The organism is Microbulbifer celer (assembly GCF_020991125.1).
In the GTDB taxonomy this organism is placed as follows: Bacteria; Pseudomonadota; Gammaproteobacteria; order Pseudomonadales; family Cellvibrionaceae; genus Microbulbifer; species Microbulbifer celer.
The window spans coordinates 1,180,396-1,196,299 of the sequence record NZ_CP087715.1; the positions used below are offsets into that span (position 1 = coordinate 1,180,396).

Genomic DNA, 15,904 nt, shown 5'->3' on the forward strand with positions numbered 1-15,904 from the left:
CCGTTTATAAAACCGTTACGAGTAAGCCATGAGCCAAGATATCCATTCCAGCCGAATTCTGATCCTCGACTTCGGTTCCCAGTACACCCAGCTGATAGCCCGTCGCGTGCGCGAGCTGGGCGTATTTTCCGAGATTCGCGCGTTCGATATGAGCGATGAGGAAATCCGCGAGTACAACCCGCAGGGCGTCATTCTCGCCGGTGGCCCGGAGTCCGTGCCGGAAGAAGGTTCACCTCGTGCCCCCCAGGCGGTTTTCGAGCTGGGAGTGCCGGTGCTGGGTATCTGCTACGGCATGCAGACCATGGCCCATCAGCTGGGCGGTGCGGTGCAGGGCAGTGACATTCGCGAATTCGGTTACGCGCAGGTGAAAGCGGAAGGGCAGTCCGCGCTACTGCACGACATCAAAGACCATCTGGACGAAAACGGCAACGCGTTGCTGGACGTATGGATGAGCCACGGTGACAAAGTGGTGCAGATGCCGGAAGGCTTTGAGCTGATGGCTTCTACGCCGTCCTGTCCAATCGCCGGCATGTACCACGCGGAGAAAAACTTTTTCGGTGTGCAGTTCCACCCTGAAGTCACCCACACCCTGCAGGGTATGCGAATTTACGAACACTTTGTGATGGGGCTTTGCGGCTGCGAAAAACTGTGGACGCCGGCAAACATCATCGAAGATTCCGTGGCCAAAGTGCGCGAACAGGTAGGCAGCTCCAAGGTCCTGTTGGGGCTGTCCGGTGGTGTCGACAGCTCCGTGGTGGCGGCACTGTTGCACAAGGCCATTGGCGATCAGCTGACCTGTGTGTTCGTTGATAATGGCCTGCTGCGCAAGAACGAAGGCGATCAGGTGATGCAGATGTTCGCCGATAATATGGGCGTCAAGGTCATCCGCTCTGATGCGGAAGAGCAGTTCCTGTCGCGTCTCGCAGGTGTCGACGAGCCGGAAGCCAAGCGCAAGATCATCGGCAATACCTTTATCGAAATTTTCGACAAGGAAGCGGCTGAGCTGAAAGAAGTGAAGTTCCTCGCTCAGGGCACCATCTACCCGGACGTGATCGAGTCTGCTGCCGCCAAAACCGGCAAGGCCCACGTGATCAAGTCTCACCACAATGTGGGTGGCCTGCCGGATGACATGGCGCTGGAGCTGGTGGAGCCGCTGCGTGAATTGTTTAAAGACGAAGTGCGCAAGATCGGTCTGGAACTGGGGCTGCCTTACGACATGGTTTACCGCCATCCTTTCCCGGGGCCGGGGCTGGGTGTGCGAATTCTCGGCGAAGTAAAGAAAGAGTATGCGGACATCCTGCGGGAAGCAGATGCCATCTTTATCGAGGAGCTGCACAATGCGGACTGGTACCACAAAACCAGCCAGGCATTTGCGGTATTCCTGCCGGTCAAGTCCGTGGGTGTGGTGGGCGACGGCCGCCGCTACGAATACGTGGTGGCGCTGCGCGCGGTGGAAACCGTGGACTTTATGACCGCGCGCTGGGCGCACCTGCCCTACGAGCTGATCGAGAAGGTCTCCAACCGTATCATCAACGAGATCGAGCATATCTCGCGGGTGACCTACGACGTGTCCAGCAAGCCGCCGGCCACCATTGAGTGGGAGTGATACCAGGTCTGGCCCTGACTGGCACCGCCCGGTACCAAACCGCACTAAACCCAGCGTAACTGCTGGGTTTTTTCATTTTGGGCCTGGCGTAACTATTCAGCGCCACGGCCTTCGGGTTGCTCGCTACATCCGTATCCTGCCCGCCTGCATCAAAGGCTATAAGTGGCCCCCAGCGTCCAGGTCAGTGGTGCGCCCGGCATGGTCCAAAGCTTGTGGTAGGAGCTCGCGTAGTATTCCTCGTCGAGCAGATTGTCGACGTTCATGGTCAGCTTCAGTTTGCCGGTGGCCTGGTAGGAGCCCAGCAGTTTGACCAATGTATAGGAGGGCAGGATATAGCTTGGGTCGACGGTCTCCCCCAAGCGGTCGTCCACATAGTTTACGCCGATGCCGAAGGTGGAGCCCTTGCTGCCGAGGGTAAAACTATTCACCAGCAACAGGTTGGCGCTGTTTTCCGGAATATTGATCAGCGGGCTTCCGGCGGGGACGTCCACACCCCAGTCGGCGTTGGTGATGTCGTTACCGGTTTTTGCATCGACATAGGCATAGTTGAGCAGCAGCCGCACGGTATCCGTCAAATCCCCGGTGATATCGATTTCAACGCCCTGGCTTTCCGCTTCGCCGAGGGCGGCGGAAGATCCCGGGTGCGCGGGATCGGCGGCGACAATATTGGATTTCTCCATCTTGAAGAGTGCGATGGTGCTGCTCAGGGCGCCGTCGAGTGCAAGCAGTTTTGTGCCCACTTCGTAGGATTTACTCTCCTCCGGATCAAAGGCAGTGCCGAAGAAATCCACTCCGCTATTGGGGCTGAAGCCCTCGGAATAGCTCGCATAGACGGACAGGGTGTCGCTGGCTTCATATACCAGGCCGGCGCGCGGACTGGTGGCCGTTTGGGACTGGTGGTTTTTCGTTCCCGACAGGCGGTTATCAATGTCCTGGCTGAAGTCGTCGTAGCGCATGCCCAGCAGTAGCTTCCAGTGCTCACCCAGGTCCACCTGGTCCTGAACGTACAGGCCCCAGGCGCTCTGTTCTTCCTGTCTGTTCGCCATCGGTGAGCGATCCGGGGCCACCTGACCATGCACCGGGTTGAAAACGTCCACGGAGTAGGTGGTGTCCCCGGGGGCGACGCGCCAGCGGTCCTGCAGGGATTCGAGTGCGTATTCGTAGGTGTCGCCCCCCACGATCATGTGGTGGGTGAATGCACCGGTTTCAAAGGAGCCGGACAGTTCGATGCGGGCGGATGTGTCCTCGGCATCGAAATCGCGGCAGCGCTGCCAGCGGGAAAGGGTTTGGCCGTCGACGTAGAGCGGCTGACGGGGGGCGGCAAGTTCTGCTTCGGTGACACAGTCCTCAAAGGAGGACGCCCGGTAGTTGGCGCCGGCGAGGATAAACCAGTCGTCGTTCAGGTCGTGCTGCAGAACCAGTTGGTGGCCACCGGCATTGACTTCACTGGGGCCGTCCCCGGGTTCGCCGTAAAAGTTGGAAAGCGGCACTTTTCCGGGGTCCCCGTCGATAGCGACGATGCCGCGGTCAAACGTCGTCGCCTGTTTCAGGTATTCCGCTTCGTAACTGAGAGAGGTGTTTTCGGCGAGCGCAACCAGGAACGACGGCGTCAGCACGGTCTTTTCGGATTCCACGGTGTCGCGGAAGCTTTCGCCGTCCTGGCGGGCACCGTTGATGCGGAAAGCCACCCGGTCGTTCAGGGTGTCCGTGTAATCGCCCTCGACGCGGTAAGTATCGTAGCGCCCGGCGGTCGCGCGCAGGTAGCCCTCCCCCTCGCGCTCGAACCCCGGTTTCCTGGTGACGATATTGATGGTGCCGCCGGGCTCGCCGCGGCCGAACAGGGCGGAGCCCGGCCCTTTCAGGATTTCGATGGTCTCGATATTGGAGGCATCCCGATTGCCGCTGAAGCCGCGGCCGCCGCTGAAGCCGTTGACCAGGTAGCCGGAGGGCAGGTTTTCATCCCCGGCGAAGCCGCGAATGGCAAAGCTGTCCCACAGGCCGCCAAAGTTGTTTTGACGGGCGACGCCGCCGGCGATATCCAGCGCGTCCTGCAGTTCCACTGCACCCAGCTCAGCCAGTGTGTCCCCTGAGAGCACCTGGGGTTGCTGGGGCAGGGATTCCAGGGGAATATCACCGCGATAGGCCTGTTTTTGGGCGGTGACGCTAATCTCCTCGATTGCCGAAGGCGCCTCCTGAGCCAGGGATTGTTGGGCAACGGAAAGCCAGAGTGCGGTAGATGTCGCGCAGGACAGCAGTGTCTTGCTGAGGCGAGGGGGTGTGGACATCGTATATTCTCGTGATGGTATCAATGTATCGGGTGCGTATTTCTAAAGATAATTGTTCTCATTTGCAAGCGGTGGTGCCATTGACCACGCGCCAAGTAGATCTGCTCCCGTCCCTTCCCTGTACCACCGCGCACATGCACTGTTGCGAGAAATGGAAGGGCTGCAGGTGCACGCCAGGCAACTGGCGATGGGGGAGGAGAGTCAGTTGCGAGTCGTTATCGGCGGCTCTTCGGTAATCCTCAGCCAGCACAGCCCTTAATCTCGTTACACCAGCCAACCTGGTGCGGTTTGCCGTTAAGCCGCGAAATAGGGGCCGCTCATCCGCATCGCAGCGTTCTGTAAAAAGTGCGGTTCTGTATCATGAATATAACTAATGATTGTGTGAGATATATTCAATTTTATTCAACTACTACCCGGCATAGAATGCGCATCCCTTAGCGGTGGCCGATCGAAAGGCTGCCAAGAGAAAGCCAGAAACGTTGTAAAACTCTGAAAGACAAGAAATGAATTCAGGTTTTATCGCAGGAACCAGGATACCGGATCGCAATGAGTAAAGAGTTTACATTCACCATCAAGAGCATTTGTTTCGACGAAAACTACCATCCATCGGACGACTCGCGCATTACGACCAACTTCGCCAATCTGGCTAGAGGGGAGCGCCGTCAAGACAACCTGCGCAACGCCTTGCGGATGATCGATAATCGTTTCAATACCCTGGTGCACTGGGATAACCCCAAGGCAGATCGCTATTCCGTTGAACTCGAAATCATATCTGTTGATATTGATGTTGAAGGTAATGGTGAGACGTTCCCCACAATTGAAATATTGAAAACGAATATTGTTGACCACAAGAGTAATAAGCGCATTGAAGGTATTGTGGGGAACAATTTTTCCTCATATGTGCGGGATTATGATTTCAGCGTATTACTGCTGGAGCACAACAAGAATCAGTCTCAGTTCAGCCTCCCGGAAGGCTACGGAGATCTTCACGGAAAGATATTTAAGTCTTTTCTGAACTCAAAGGCTTATCAGGATAATTTCAGTAAACCACCGGTTATTTGTCTGAGTGTCTCAAGTAGCAAGACGTATCATCGGACAGAAAATCAGCATCCGGTGTTGGGTGTTGAGTACCAGCAAGATGAATATTCTTTGACTGATGAATATTTCGCGAAAATGGGCTTGCAGGTCCGTTATTTCATGCCACCCAATAGCGTTGCACCTTTGGCATTTTATTTTCAGGGTGATTTACTTGGCGATTACACGAATCTTGAACTTATTAGCACCATTAGCACGATGGAAACCTTTCAAAAGATCTATCGGCCTGAAATTTACAATGCAAATTCTGCAGCGGGGAAATGCTATCGGCCGAGTTTGAAAAATCAGGATTATTCGCTGACCCAGGTTGTTTACGACCGAGAAGAGCGAAGCCAGTTGGCAATCAAGCAAGGAAAATTTACGGAAGAGCGGTTCATCAAGCCATATAAAGATATCCTCGAACAATGGGCTGCGAATTACGCCGCTTGATATAGCCAATATAGATAAGATTGTTTGTTATGAAGAAATTATTTCTGACTTCAACCGCTGGCAGCTTGCCTAAACCTTCCTGGATTGCAGAGCCTGAGAAACTCTGGTCACCTTGGAAGTTGCAGGGCGATCAGTTGGTTGAAGGTAAGCAGGATGCTTTGCGTTTGGCATTGCAAGAGCAACAGCAGGCCGGTATCGATATCGTCAGTGATGGCGAGCAAACCCGCCAACACTTTGTTACTACATTTATCGAGCACCTAAACGGCGTTGATTTCGAGAGGCGTGAGACAGTCAGGATTCGTGATCGCTACGATGCGAGTGTGCCAACAGTCATTGGTGCAGTGTCTCGCCAAAAGCCGGTTTTTGTTGATGATGCCAGGTTCTTGCGTCAGCAAACCACGCAACCTATCAAATGGGCCCTGCCAGGTCCCATGACGATGATCGATACGCTCTATGATGGTCACTATAAGAGCCGTGAAAAGCTTGCCTGGGAGTTTGCCAAAATTCTCAATCAGGAGGCCAGAGAGTTGGAGGCTGCAGGTGTTGATATTATCCAGTTTGATGAGCCTGCGTTTAATGTGTTCTTTGATGAGGTAAATGATTGGGGGATTGCCACTTTAGAAAAAGCCATTGAAGGGCTGAAGTGTGAAACCGCCGTGCATATTTGCTATGGCTATGGCATCAAAGCCAATACAGATTGGAAAAAAACTCTGGGTTCAGAGTGGCGGCAATATGAAGAGGCGTTTCCAAAGCTGCAGAAATCCAAAATCGATCTGATCTCACTGGAATGTCACAACTCTCGTGTTCCAATGGATCTGCTTGAACTCATTCGAGGTAAAAAAGTGATGGTGGGGGCCATTGATGTGGCAACCAATACCATTGAAACTCCAGAGGAGGTAGCCAATACGCTACGAAAAGCGCTTCAGTTTGTTGATGCTGACAAGCTCTATCCTTGTACCAACTGCGGTATGGCGCCTTTATCTCGTCAGGTTGCAAGAGGCAAGCTGAATGCCTTGAGTGCAGGTGCAGAAATCGTCCGGGAAGAACTCTCGATCTAGAATTTGAAGCTGCACCAAATAGTCAGGACTTATCATGTCACTTCCTAATACTGCTATCGAGACGTCCATCGAGCCAGTGCGCTTTCGCGAAGCGCTCGGGCACTATGCATCCGGTATCACGGTGATTACATCACATGTTGACGACGAGCCGATTGGCTTCACTTGTCAGTCGTTCTATAGCGTGTCGATGAGTCCGCCTCTGGTGTCATTCAGCGTTATGTCCAGTTCATACAGCTATCCGAAAATTCGCCGGGCAGGGCGGTTCGCGGTCAATATTCTGTCAGGAGAGCAGGTCAGGATTTCCAACCGGTTCGCTCGGCAGGGCGCGGATAAGTGGCAGGGAGTCGAATGGCGGGAGTCGCCGCTGGGTAATCCTGTTATTGACGGCAGCCTGCACTGGCTTGATTGCGAAATTCACGCCGAACACGCGGCAGGTGATCATCTGATCGTGATTGGTGAAGTGAAAGCCTTAAACCTGCAAAAAGCGGCTGCTACGCAGCCACTGCTGTATTTCAAAGGGCAATATTGCAACCTCAGTGCGCATGGCGTGGTTTGAGCGTGTTCGCAGTGCATTGATTGCATTTGGCGCAGCGGTTTTCCAGCGTGCAGCCCTGTCTGCCCAGCCTGTGATTTTGTCTTGAGGTGTTATCTGCATGCCCGATGTTACATGGGCAGCGATCTGCTCCGCGGGTCATACGATCCCGCAGAGCAGTACCTCACTTCAACTTATTGATTGCTGTGCATGGCTTCAATCAGTTCGCCATTACCGGTATCACCACTCAGTTCCCAGAAGAAAGATCCCCCGAGGTCCTGGTCGGCGATGTACTGCATCTTGCCGGCGATGGTGGATGGTGTGTCGTAGCTCCACCAGTTGTTGCCGCAGAACGCGTAGGCGGTGCCGGCGACGAGTCCGGTTGACGGGCAGGTGTTCTTCAAAACCTTGTAGTCCTCAATGCCCGGCTCGTAGGTGCCAGCAGCGGCACCGGTTGCAGTGCCGCCCGGGGCAGACTGACTGACGCCGGTCCAGCCGCGGCCGTAGAAGCCGATACCCAGGTTGAGCTTACTGGCGGGTATACCTTTGTTCTTCAGTGCCTGGATGGCGCGGTCTGAGTAGAAGCCGGCATTCGGAATTCCCGGATAGTCGTACAGTGCCGAGTGCGGCGCGGTGGGGCCGTCCGCGTCGAAGGCGCCGAAGAAGTCATAGGTCATGACGTTGTAGAAATCGACATACTGGGAAGCGCCGGCGTAATCCGCTGCATCGATCTTGCCACCGGCAGTACCATCGGCGGTGATGGCCGCAGTGACCAGCTCGTTGCCGAAGCGCGCGCGCATCGCCGCCATCACGTTGGTCAGTGATGAATAGCCGCTGCTGTCACAGCTGAGGCCGCAGGCGTTGGGGTATTCCCAGTCGAGGTCGATACCGTCAAACACCCCGTCCCAGCGCGGGTCGTGCAATAGGTTGTAACAGGAGTCCGCAAAGGCCTGCGGGTTCTGCGACGCCTGACCGAAACCGCCGGACCAGGTCCAGCCACCGAAGGACCACAGCACTTTGATGTGCGGGTACATCTGCTTCAGCTTACGCAGCTGATTGAAGCTGCCGCGCAGCGCACCGGCATCCCAGGTGTCCGCCTGGCCATCCACACTTTCTGCGGCACTGTAGAAGCGGTCGTAATCGGCGTAGGAGTCGCCGATGGTGCACTGGCCGTTCTGCACGTTGCCGAAGGCATAGTAGATGTGGGTCAGTTTCTCGGCAGACCCACTGGTGACGATGTTTTTCACATGGTAATTGCGCTGGTAAACGCCCCACTGCACGAAGTAACCGCCGAGCCTGCTTCCACCACTGGATGAGGCACCACTGGACGAGCCGCTGGAAGAGGAGCCACCCGAGGAGCTGGAAGAACCGCCCGAGCAGGCGCCGTCGTTGCGCCACACGCCGTACTCACCGCTCTGGTTCGGGTTGTCGCCCTGGGTCCACCACTTGGCGGTGTATTTTACACTCGAGTGCTGCACGGCATTGCCGCCGACATAGACCGCCGCCGCATCCCATACCGGTAAGTTGCCGCAGCTGGTTGAACCGCTGGAGCTACCGCCGGAGGAAGAGCTGCTGGATGAAGAGGACGAGGACGATGAACTGCCGGTACAGGCACCCAGGTCGGACCAGGCCTCTGTCCAGGCCCAGCCTTCACCGGGCGCGTAGGGACCCCCGACGGTGCACCAACCGCCAACCGTGCAACTGTAGGCCACAGAATTGTTCTGCACTATGTCGCCAGTGCTGTAACTGCTGCCGTCCACATAAACCTGAACGCCGCCACAGTCGTACGCGTATGTCTGCCCGGCCAATAGGCCGAGCAGCGCGGTTGCCGCCAGCCGTAAGTACGTCGTTATTTTCATATTGTTCACCGTTATCCTGGTTTGAAACATCTTGGTTTAAAACCGAAAAGGCCAACGGCGAATCAATGCGCAAACCCCACGAATCTCCCGCCGCGACCTCACTGCTGCTTTCTCCGTACTGCTACAGCGAGATTGTCCACACGAGCGTACAAATTGTTGTGCTGGCCTCTCGACGGGATACTGCGGTGACTCATTCCCATGCTGTCGCGGCAAATGCCACATAAGTCACCAGTCATGACGGACAGCGCTGTCACCCAAAATTGATAGCGCTGTCATTTGTACGCCATTGAAGATACGCCCAATTGTCATTGGATGCCAGCGGCAAGCTGGATGGATATGCTTAGAATTTCTCAAAAATCCGTAGAAATTTGTGACAATTAAAAAATATATGGGTTTTTATGCTTGTGTGGGCGGTCTTTAGAGCGCGGCACCAAGCCGCTCGCTATCGAGTCTGGACTGCTCCACGTGACTACAGCGCCGCCGAATAATTTGCGGCGAAAAGCCGCCTTTAAGGCTACTTTACAAGCCCCGTTACAATCCATCCGGAGAGAGAGCATGCGCTTCCGGTTCCCCATTATCGTGATCACGAGAATTTCCGCTCGGAAAATTCCTCCGGGTTTGCTACCCGGTCACTGGTGACCACGATAGAGGCGCAGGGGATGGAAGTATTGGGGGGGGGCAGTTACGGCGACCTCACGTCTTTCGCACAGCACCAGAGCCGCGCCTCCTGCTATATTCTCTCCATCGATGACGGTGAGTTCAGTGAAGCGCATCAGCGCTGACCATGGTCGACGGCACGATCGTCTACGGCAATGGTGATTTCAAGGGTCTGGCGCCGTCACACAGCAGTACACACCGCGGCCATCTGCACGCGCAGCCATGGACCCCGTGGCTCCTTACCTGAGAGACAAGCCGCAACGGAGAGTCTACGAACGCCTGAAGCACCGGCCGTTCGAGATCGCTGGCCAGCGGTGATAATGTGGGTTTTTTAAAGTTTTGGATTGAGTTGAAATTCTGGTCTGCCACTATCGGGAGGCTGTCGCGCAGGACGTGACAGGAGAGCACTATGAGTATCGAGACAAAAGTTGTGGAGCAGGAATGTGATTGTTCCGTGGGTTGTGATGCCGTAGAGCTGATCATACAGCCTCGAGATAAATACTTGGGGGGATTTTCTGTGCGGCGCCTATTACCTACGGTCGAGCGGAAAATGGTTGGTCCCTGGATTTTCTTTGATCATATGGGCCCCGCCACGTTTCCGGCGGGAGCGGGCATCAATGTCAAACCGCACCCACACATCAACCTGGCTACGGTTACCTACTTGTTTGAGGGCGAGATCCTGCATCGGGATTCCCTGGGCAGTCTTCAGGTTATTCGCCCCGGTGACATAAATCTGATGGTCGCGGGCCGTGGGATTGTGCATTCCGAGCGGGAACGCCCAGAGGTCAATGCTGTGCCACACAACTTACATGGCCTGCAATTGTGGCTGGCCCTCCCGGAAGGTGATGAGGAAAGCGACCCTGCTTTTTATCATTATCCCTCAGCGGAGATTCCCTCACTCACGGTGGAGGGCGTACCGGTGCGTGTGATGATGGGCAGTGCCTATGGAGTGACCTCACCGGTGAAAACCTTCGCAAATACCCTTTACGTTGAAGCTCACCTGCAGGCTGGAGATACCCTGGTACTGCCCAATACCGAAGAGCGCGCTGTCTACGTGGCCAGCGGCAGTCTGATGGCGCGGGGTACAGTAGTTCCCGAGCACGCCATGGTGGTTTTTTCCTCAGGGTCTGAAGTGGTGCTGGAGGCGGTCAGCGAATCCCGCATTGGTATCATTGGCGGCGAGAAGATGGCGCCACGGTTTATCGAGTGGAATTTTGTGTCCAGTCGCAAGAAGCGTATCCAGGAAGCCAAGGCGGACTGGAAAGCCCGGCGTTTTCCCTCGGTGCCTGGAGATGAAGCCGAATTCATCCCGCTGCCTGAATGAGGTTTTACCGATGACACGGGCAAACCCTCGGCGTGGGCATCCTCCCGGAGTTATAACCGGGACCACTAGTGTGAGGTGCGGGCAGGCATCGACAAGGCTTTCAGATTTTCCAGTACCTTTTCCGCCCGCGCGATATTTGCCAGTAGCTCGACATTGGACGGAGCCAGGGTTTTGGCCTCGCGCCAGACGCCCAGAGCTCGCTCTATCTCTCCCTGACTGTATAAGTCGTTGCCCCGCTTGAGTGCGCTTTTGATATGGGTGTTCAGTTGCGTCTGAAACCGAGCTTGCAGGGAGGGTAGTTGGGGATGTTGCGGCGACCGCTGCCGCAGACGGTCCAGGTATGGTCGCGCATTGATCAGGTCGCCGTTGGCCAGCGCTTTATGTAACGCTGTGATGTCGGCCTTGTCTTTGCGTGCGCGGATGGCCTTGGCCGACTCTGTCTGCGCTTTCTTCTTCGGTTGTACTGCCGTTTTGCGAAGCTGGCGACTGATCAGTGCCAGGTCGCGATCGAGCGCTTCCCTTAGTTCGTTGTTCTGCTGCAGGTCGTCGCCGTACAGACCCTGCGCTACTTCCAGAGCGCGTTGTGCCAGCGGGTAATCCTCTCTTTCCATTGCCCGTTGTGCATGCTCCTGCAATACATCCGCCGACGCACGGCGCTTGCGGTGGAAATTCTTGAGTTCGAGCCAGCTCATCAGGCCGGGGCCCTGAAGTTGTTGCAAACGCTGGTACGCCTCGACATCGTTCAGTAGCTGTTCGCCGCGATGAATCGCCAGCTCCATGCGCACCCGTTCTTCGCTTGCGTGTCGCCGCTCTGCCAACTGACGCTGGGCGGCGCTGAGTGCTGTGCTGTCTGGCAGCACCCGTGTGGCGCCAGTGAGAGTCTGCGCCGCGCCATGCCAGTCATTCTGCTGTTCCAGGCGGTTTGCACGCCGGATTACCGCCCGCTCGAACTGTTGCAGGTTACTGCGCAGTTGCTTTATGTGCTGTTGTTGCGGGGGCGTTGCAGCATCCAGCTTCTGGAGCCGCTCGAGTTCAGCCGATTGCTGGCGAACCTGTTGCAGTGCGCCGCTAGAAAACCCTTCCAGTGCCGGTTGCACCGGCATCACACTGCAGGCTGGCAGTAGCAGGAGTAGCAAGAATGGCAAGAGCCAGATAAGTGACCGCCGGCTGTCATACATGGCTAACGGTCCGTCGGCTCTTTTGGGTGGCCCGGGTATTCAGTATTTTTTTCAGGTTCGCCTGAAGCTGCTCCTGGTTGTCGCGGTGAATGTTCTCAATCGAATAGATTCTCACTGGCAGGGATTTGCCGCGGATGGGCAGGGACTGTCCGGCCTGCGCGACCACGCGCGATTGCAGCGCAGTGATCAAGCGCTCCTGCACAATAGTCTGGTCCGGTTTGGCTTCGCAACACAGGCGGGACGCCAGGTTGACGGCGTCGCCGACCACGGTGTATTCCATCCGCTCATCGGAGCCCAGGTTGCCAGCCAGCATTGCACCGCTGTTGATGCCGATACGAAAGTGTACTTCGGGCCGGCCGTCGGCGCGGCGCTCTTCGTTCAGCCGCGCGGCTAATTGCTGAATCAGAACAGCGCAGCTGACGGCATTGAATACATGGTCGGAATCCTCGTCGAGAACCCCGAATACCAGCATCGCACAGTCGCCGATAAATTTATCGACTACCCCGCCATACAGTGAGCAGGCACTGGAAATATAGGAAAAGTATTCGTTTAACAGTTCGGATACCTGGCTCGGTTCCAGCTTTTCCGACATGGCGGTAAAGCCAGTGATGTCTGCGAACAACACCGTGGCTTCGATAGGCCGATCCACAAGCCGCACTTCGTCCAGATTGGCCAGTACCTTGTCGGCGACATTTTTTGAGACGTAGCGGGAAAATACCTGTTCAACCTGGGACTTTTTCAGCAGTCCGGCTGCCATGTCATTGAAGCCTTCGAACAGCAGGCCTATCTCGTCATTGCGCCGTTTGTCGATCCGGGTCGCCAGGTCGCCGCGGCCAATGGCCCGGGTTGCCTCCATCAACTGATGGATGGGGAGAGACAGGCGTCGACTCAGCCAGTAGGCCAGCAATGATGCCAACAGGGTCATGGCCAGGGTGGCGTAGACAATGGCATTGCGCGCGCGGGTGGCGGCCTGGTCCATTAATGAAGCGGACAGGGTCACTGCCACGGATCCGACCCGGACTCCCTGATAAGTTGCGGGAGCGAAAAAACTGATCAGTCGCTCGGAGGAATCTTCCGCTGTGTGCCGGAACCAGGGTTGGGAAATGATTTTGGCCGATTCCAATGGCGGCATTGCCAGTTCCGGTTGGACACCGGTGGCCGATAGCAGGGTGCCATCATGGGCATAAATGCCCGCGCCCAGAACTTTGTCATCCTGGCCCAGGTTGGTGGTCAGCATGCGCAGGTTCAGGCTGTTCTCCGACAGAATCGGCTCGCTGGCCAGTTTGGCCAACTGTCGCGCCATGGTGTCACCGAAGTCGTGTAATTGCGTGCGGATCAGGCGGTTCTGGTTGTCGCTGATAAACAGACCCAGGCTCGCCATCCCCACTACCAGTAGCAGGGTCATGACCAGTGCCAGCTTGAACGCGATAGGCACGTGGTCGGGCATCAGCCTGGTCAGTCCCTGCTGCAGGCCGCCTGCGGTGTGCCGCAGATCCGGATTGGGCTTTGATGTGGTCTTACTGGACAACGCGGGGTTTTCCATTGATTTTGATAATATTCACCGATTCGCGCGTGAGCGCGAGAATGTGATCCAGGAACTGGAAGCTGATCGGCTAACTATACCAGCTCTTGCGCGCCGGTAAGACCGGGCCTGCGCCTGTCTGGTCAGGCCATGAGCACAGCACTCGTCCGCTATTGCCGGCCTCCCGTTCTCGAGAGTGAAAAACCGGCCCCGTGCTGGTAGCATGCGCCGCCTGACGGGAAACTATTCCCGCCCCCCGGTATATAGCTGACTGCGCGTAAAAGTTTGATGGATTTGCGCCACGTCTTTCTGCCTGAGCCTGGTGCGAGCGCTTTACGATACTTTACGTAGTGCTTGCGGCCACCCGACTGGCAGGTGCTTTACTAAGTTGTTGATAATGAGTATCGTTTGCTCAAGCTTTCAGGAACTGAAGAGAATCTCTATGCAATCTTTATCTCAAGGTCCAAAACCTCGTTGTTTCGGACTGGTATTCGGTTTGTTTGCACTGCTGGCTGCGGGGCAGGTATCCGCCAATGGCGCAATCGGCGACCACGTCAATGATCTGAAAGGGCATCTGGCGCAGTACTCCGAAGAGGTCAACTGGCTCCTCGGCAAGTATGACGGTGTCGTTGGTACCTATGAGAAGCAGGGGCAGAAAGCGGTTGATACGCAGGATCTCGTGGATTTCTGGGAAGAGGTGGATTTCCACTCCGCGATCGAAACCAACTATGTACCGGTGTACGCCAATATCTGGCAGGGCATCTACGGTATCAAGCAGGCAATTGAAGCCGGCAAGCCGGCTGCCGAAGTGCGCGCTGAGCAGGAAAAGTTAAACAGCGCATTCTGGCAGGCGCTGGGCGCGGTAAAGCTGGCGTCCCAGTACCAGGAGAAGGGGCTGTTGGCCAAGGTGCAGACCACCGAGGCAGAACCCACCACCATGCCGGAAACCCTCGAAGATATTAAACACCGCCTGGATCGCGTTGTGGCCAAGTACGCCGAGCGACTGCCGGAGGCGGCCACCACTATCGTGCATGACACTTACCTGAACCGCTTCGAAGGCGTTGAAGGTGCGCTGATCGAACAGGATGCCGCACTGGTTGAAGATCTGGAGAAAGATTTCAACGTGACCCTGCCCAAGGCGCTGGAAAGTGAATCCAGTGTCGACAGTGTGCGCAAAGTTGTGGAAGCCATGCAGGTGAAGCTGGATAAAGCCAAGGCCCTGTTGGTGGAAGCGGAAAAAAACCGTAAGGATGTCTTCTAAGGCAGTAAGGACATTACGTGCAGCGCAGAAACTTTTTAAATGCTCTAGCGGCGGTGGGTGCATTGGGCAGCCTGCCGCTTTCTGTCAGCCGCAGTTTTGCGGCCGGTGCAGCGGCTGACCAAGGCCGCGTCGCTGTAAATTCCGGCGCGGTGTCGGTGGATCAGTTGCCCCCACTCGAGGGGGATCTCACGCTCTATCTGGGACGCGGCGAGGGCGGGCTCTACGAGAATGTGCTCGAAGCTATCCGCAAGCGCAATCCCGGGCTGAACCTGCAGGTTCGACGTGGATCGACCGCGGCACTGGCCAATTCCATCGTAGCGGAGGCCAAGGCCGGTGTGCGTCGTGCAGACCTGTTCTGGGCGGTCGACTCCGGTGCAATCGGCCTGGTTGCGGACGCTGGGTTGGCGCGGGCGCTGCCGGCAGACCTTACCGGGCAACTCAAGAGCGGATTCCGGTATCCCCGGTGGGCGCCGGTGACCGGTCGCATAAGGACGCTGCCCTACAATACCGAGCGCGTTACCCCGGAGCAGATTCCGGACAGCGTGATGGCACTGGCCGACAGTGACCTGACGCTCGGCTGGGCACCGGCTTATGCCTCATTCCAGTCTTTTGTGACTGCCATGCGCTTGCTGGAAGGCGAGAAAGCGACGGCGGACTGGCTGCGTGGTGTGAGCAAGCACGCCACCAGTTATGCAGGTGAACTGGGTGTGGTCATGGCGGTAGAGCGCGGAGAAGTGGATCTGGGCTTCGCCAACCACTACTACACTCTGCGGCTGAAAAACGGTAAGCCCGATGCCAGTGTGGATTTGGCCTTTACGCGAAACGACGCGGGCTGCCTGGTGAATGCTTCCGGCATTCTGGCGCTGAGTGAAGGGGATCTGCCGATCAACTTTATGCGTTACCTGTTGAGCCGGGAGGTACAGTCATACCTGGCTTCTGAGGCCTATGAAATTCCCCTGGTCAGCGGTGTGCAGCCGCCACAGGGGTTGCCACCTTTGGGTAGCATATCGCCCCCGAAAGTCGATCTGACCGAGTTGGCCGATCTCCGTCCGACACTGAAGCTGATGCGCAGTGTCGGCGTTCTATGAGTCTGAGTGC

12 protein-coding genes are annotated in these 15,904 nt (G+C 56.4%); 8 read left to right on the forward strand and 4 right to left on the reverse strand.

Annotated elements, in window-relative coordinates:
- Positions 1–28: 28 nt before the first annotated feature.
- Positions 29–1,606 (forward strand): glutamine-hydrolyzing GMP synthase, encoded by a 1,578-nt coding sequence (gene guaA / locus LPW13_RS04730; protein WP_230438283.1) that lies wholly within the window; start codon positions 29–31, stop codon positions 1,604–1,606.
- A 149-nt stretch (positions 1,607–1,755) separates the two neighbouring features.
- Here the strand turns inward: guaA and LPW13_RS04735 are convergent, their stop codons facing one another.
- Positions 1,756–3,891, reverse strand: coding sequence for a TonB-dependent siderophore receptor (locus tag LPW13_RS04735; protein WP_230438284.1), 2,136 nt, complete (start codon positions 3,889–3,891; stop codon positions 1,756–1,758).
- A gap of 546 nt (positions 3,892–4,437) precedes the next feature.
- Here LPW13_RS04735 and LPW13_RS04740 point away from each other — a divergent pair.
- Genes LPW13_RS04740 through LPW13_RS04750 form a run of 3 tightly spaced genes read left to right on the forward strand, consistent with a single transcriptional unit; the run spans position 4,438 to position 7,029 of the window.
- A complete protein-coding gene (locus LPW13_RS04740; RefSeq protein WP_230438285.1) occupies positions 4,438–5,415 on the forward strand; it encodes a DUF1852 domain-containing protein in 978 nt (325 codons plus the stop codon).
- A gap of 29 nt (positions 5,416–5,444) precedes the next feature.
- On the forward strand, positions 5,445–6,473 hold the full coding sequence (locus LPW13_RS04745; RefSeq protein WP_230438286.1) for a methionine synthase: 1,029 nt from the start codon (positions 5,445–5,447) through the stop codon (positions 6,471–6,473).
- 34 nt (positions 6,474–6,507) lie between these two features.
- A complete protein-coding gene (locus tag LPW13_RS04750; RefSeq protein WP_230438287.1) occupies positions 6,508–7,029 on the forward strand; it encodes a flavin reductase family protein in 522 nt (173 codons plus the stop codon).
- Between the two features lie 170 nt (positions 7,030–7,199).
- Here LPW13_RS04750 and LPW13_RS04755 read toward each other — a convergent pair whose 3' ends face one another.
- Positions 7,200–8,864: a glycosyl hydrolase family 18 protein gene (locus tag LPW13_RS04755; protein ID WP_230438288.1), complete on the reverse strand. Its 1,665-nt coding sequence runs from the start codon at positions 8,862–8,864 to the stop codon at positions 7,200–7,202.
- Positions 8,865–9,499: 635 nt separating this feature from the next.
- On the opposite strand from LPW13_RS04755, the gene LPW13_RS04760 reads away from it, so the two are divergent.
- Together LPW13_RS04760 and LPW13_RS04765 are read left to right on the forward strand one after the other, a co-directional pair.
- Positions 9,500–9,646, forward strand: a complete 147-nt coding sequence (locus LPW13_RS04760; protein WP_230438289.1) for an Orn/Lys/Arg decarboxylase N-terminal domain-containing protein — start codon at positions 9,500–9,502, stop codon at positions 9,644–9,646.
- 284 nt (positions 9,647–9,930) lie between these two features.
- Positions 9,931–10,845, forward strand: coding sequence for a pirin family protein (locus LPW13_RS04765; RefSeq protein ID WP_230438290.1), 915 nt, complete (start codon positions 9,931–9,933; stop codon positions 10,843–10,845).
- A gap of 65 nt (positions 10,846–10,910) precedes the next feature.
- Here the strand turns inward: LPW13_RS04765 and LPW13_RS04770 are convergent, their stop codons facing one another.
- On the reverse strand, positions 10,911–11,948 hold the full coding sequence (locus LPW13_RS04770) for a hypothetical protein (protein ID WP_230438291.1): 1,038 nt from the start codon (positions 11,946–11,948) through the stop codon (positions 10,911–10,913).
- Between the two features lie 67 nt (positions 11,949–12,015).
- Positions 12,016–13,551 (reverse strand): adenylate/guanylate cyclase domain-containing protein, encoded by a 1,536-nt coding sequence (locus LPW13_RS04775; protein WP_230438292.1) that lies wholly within the window; start codon positions 13,549–13,551, stop codon positions 12,016–12,018.
- Between the two features lie 490 nt (positions 13,552–14,041).
- Here LPW13_RS04775 and LPW13_RS04780 point away from each other — a divergent pair, with 490 nt between their 5' ends.
- Entirely contained in the window at positions 14,042–14,806 is a 765-nt protein-coding gene (locus tag LPW13_RS04780) for a hypothetical protein (RefSeq protein WP_230438293.1), read from the forward strand.
- Positions 14,807–14,823: 17 nt separating this feature from the next.
- Positions 14,824–15,894 (forward strand): substrate-binding domain-containing protein, encoded by a 1,071-nt coding sequence (locus tag LPW13_RS04785; protein WP_230438294.1) that lies wholly within the window; start codon positions 14,824–14,826, stop codon positions 15,892–15,894.
- Positions 15,895–15,904: the final 10 nt, after the last annotated feature.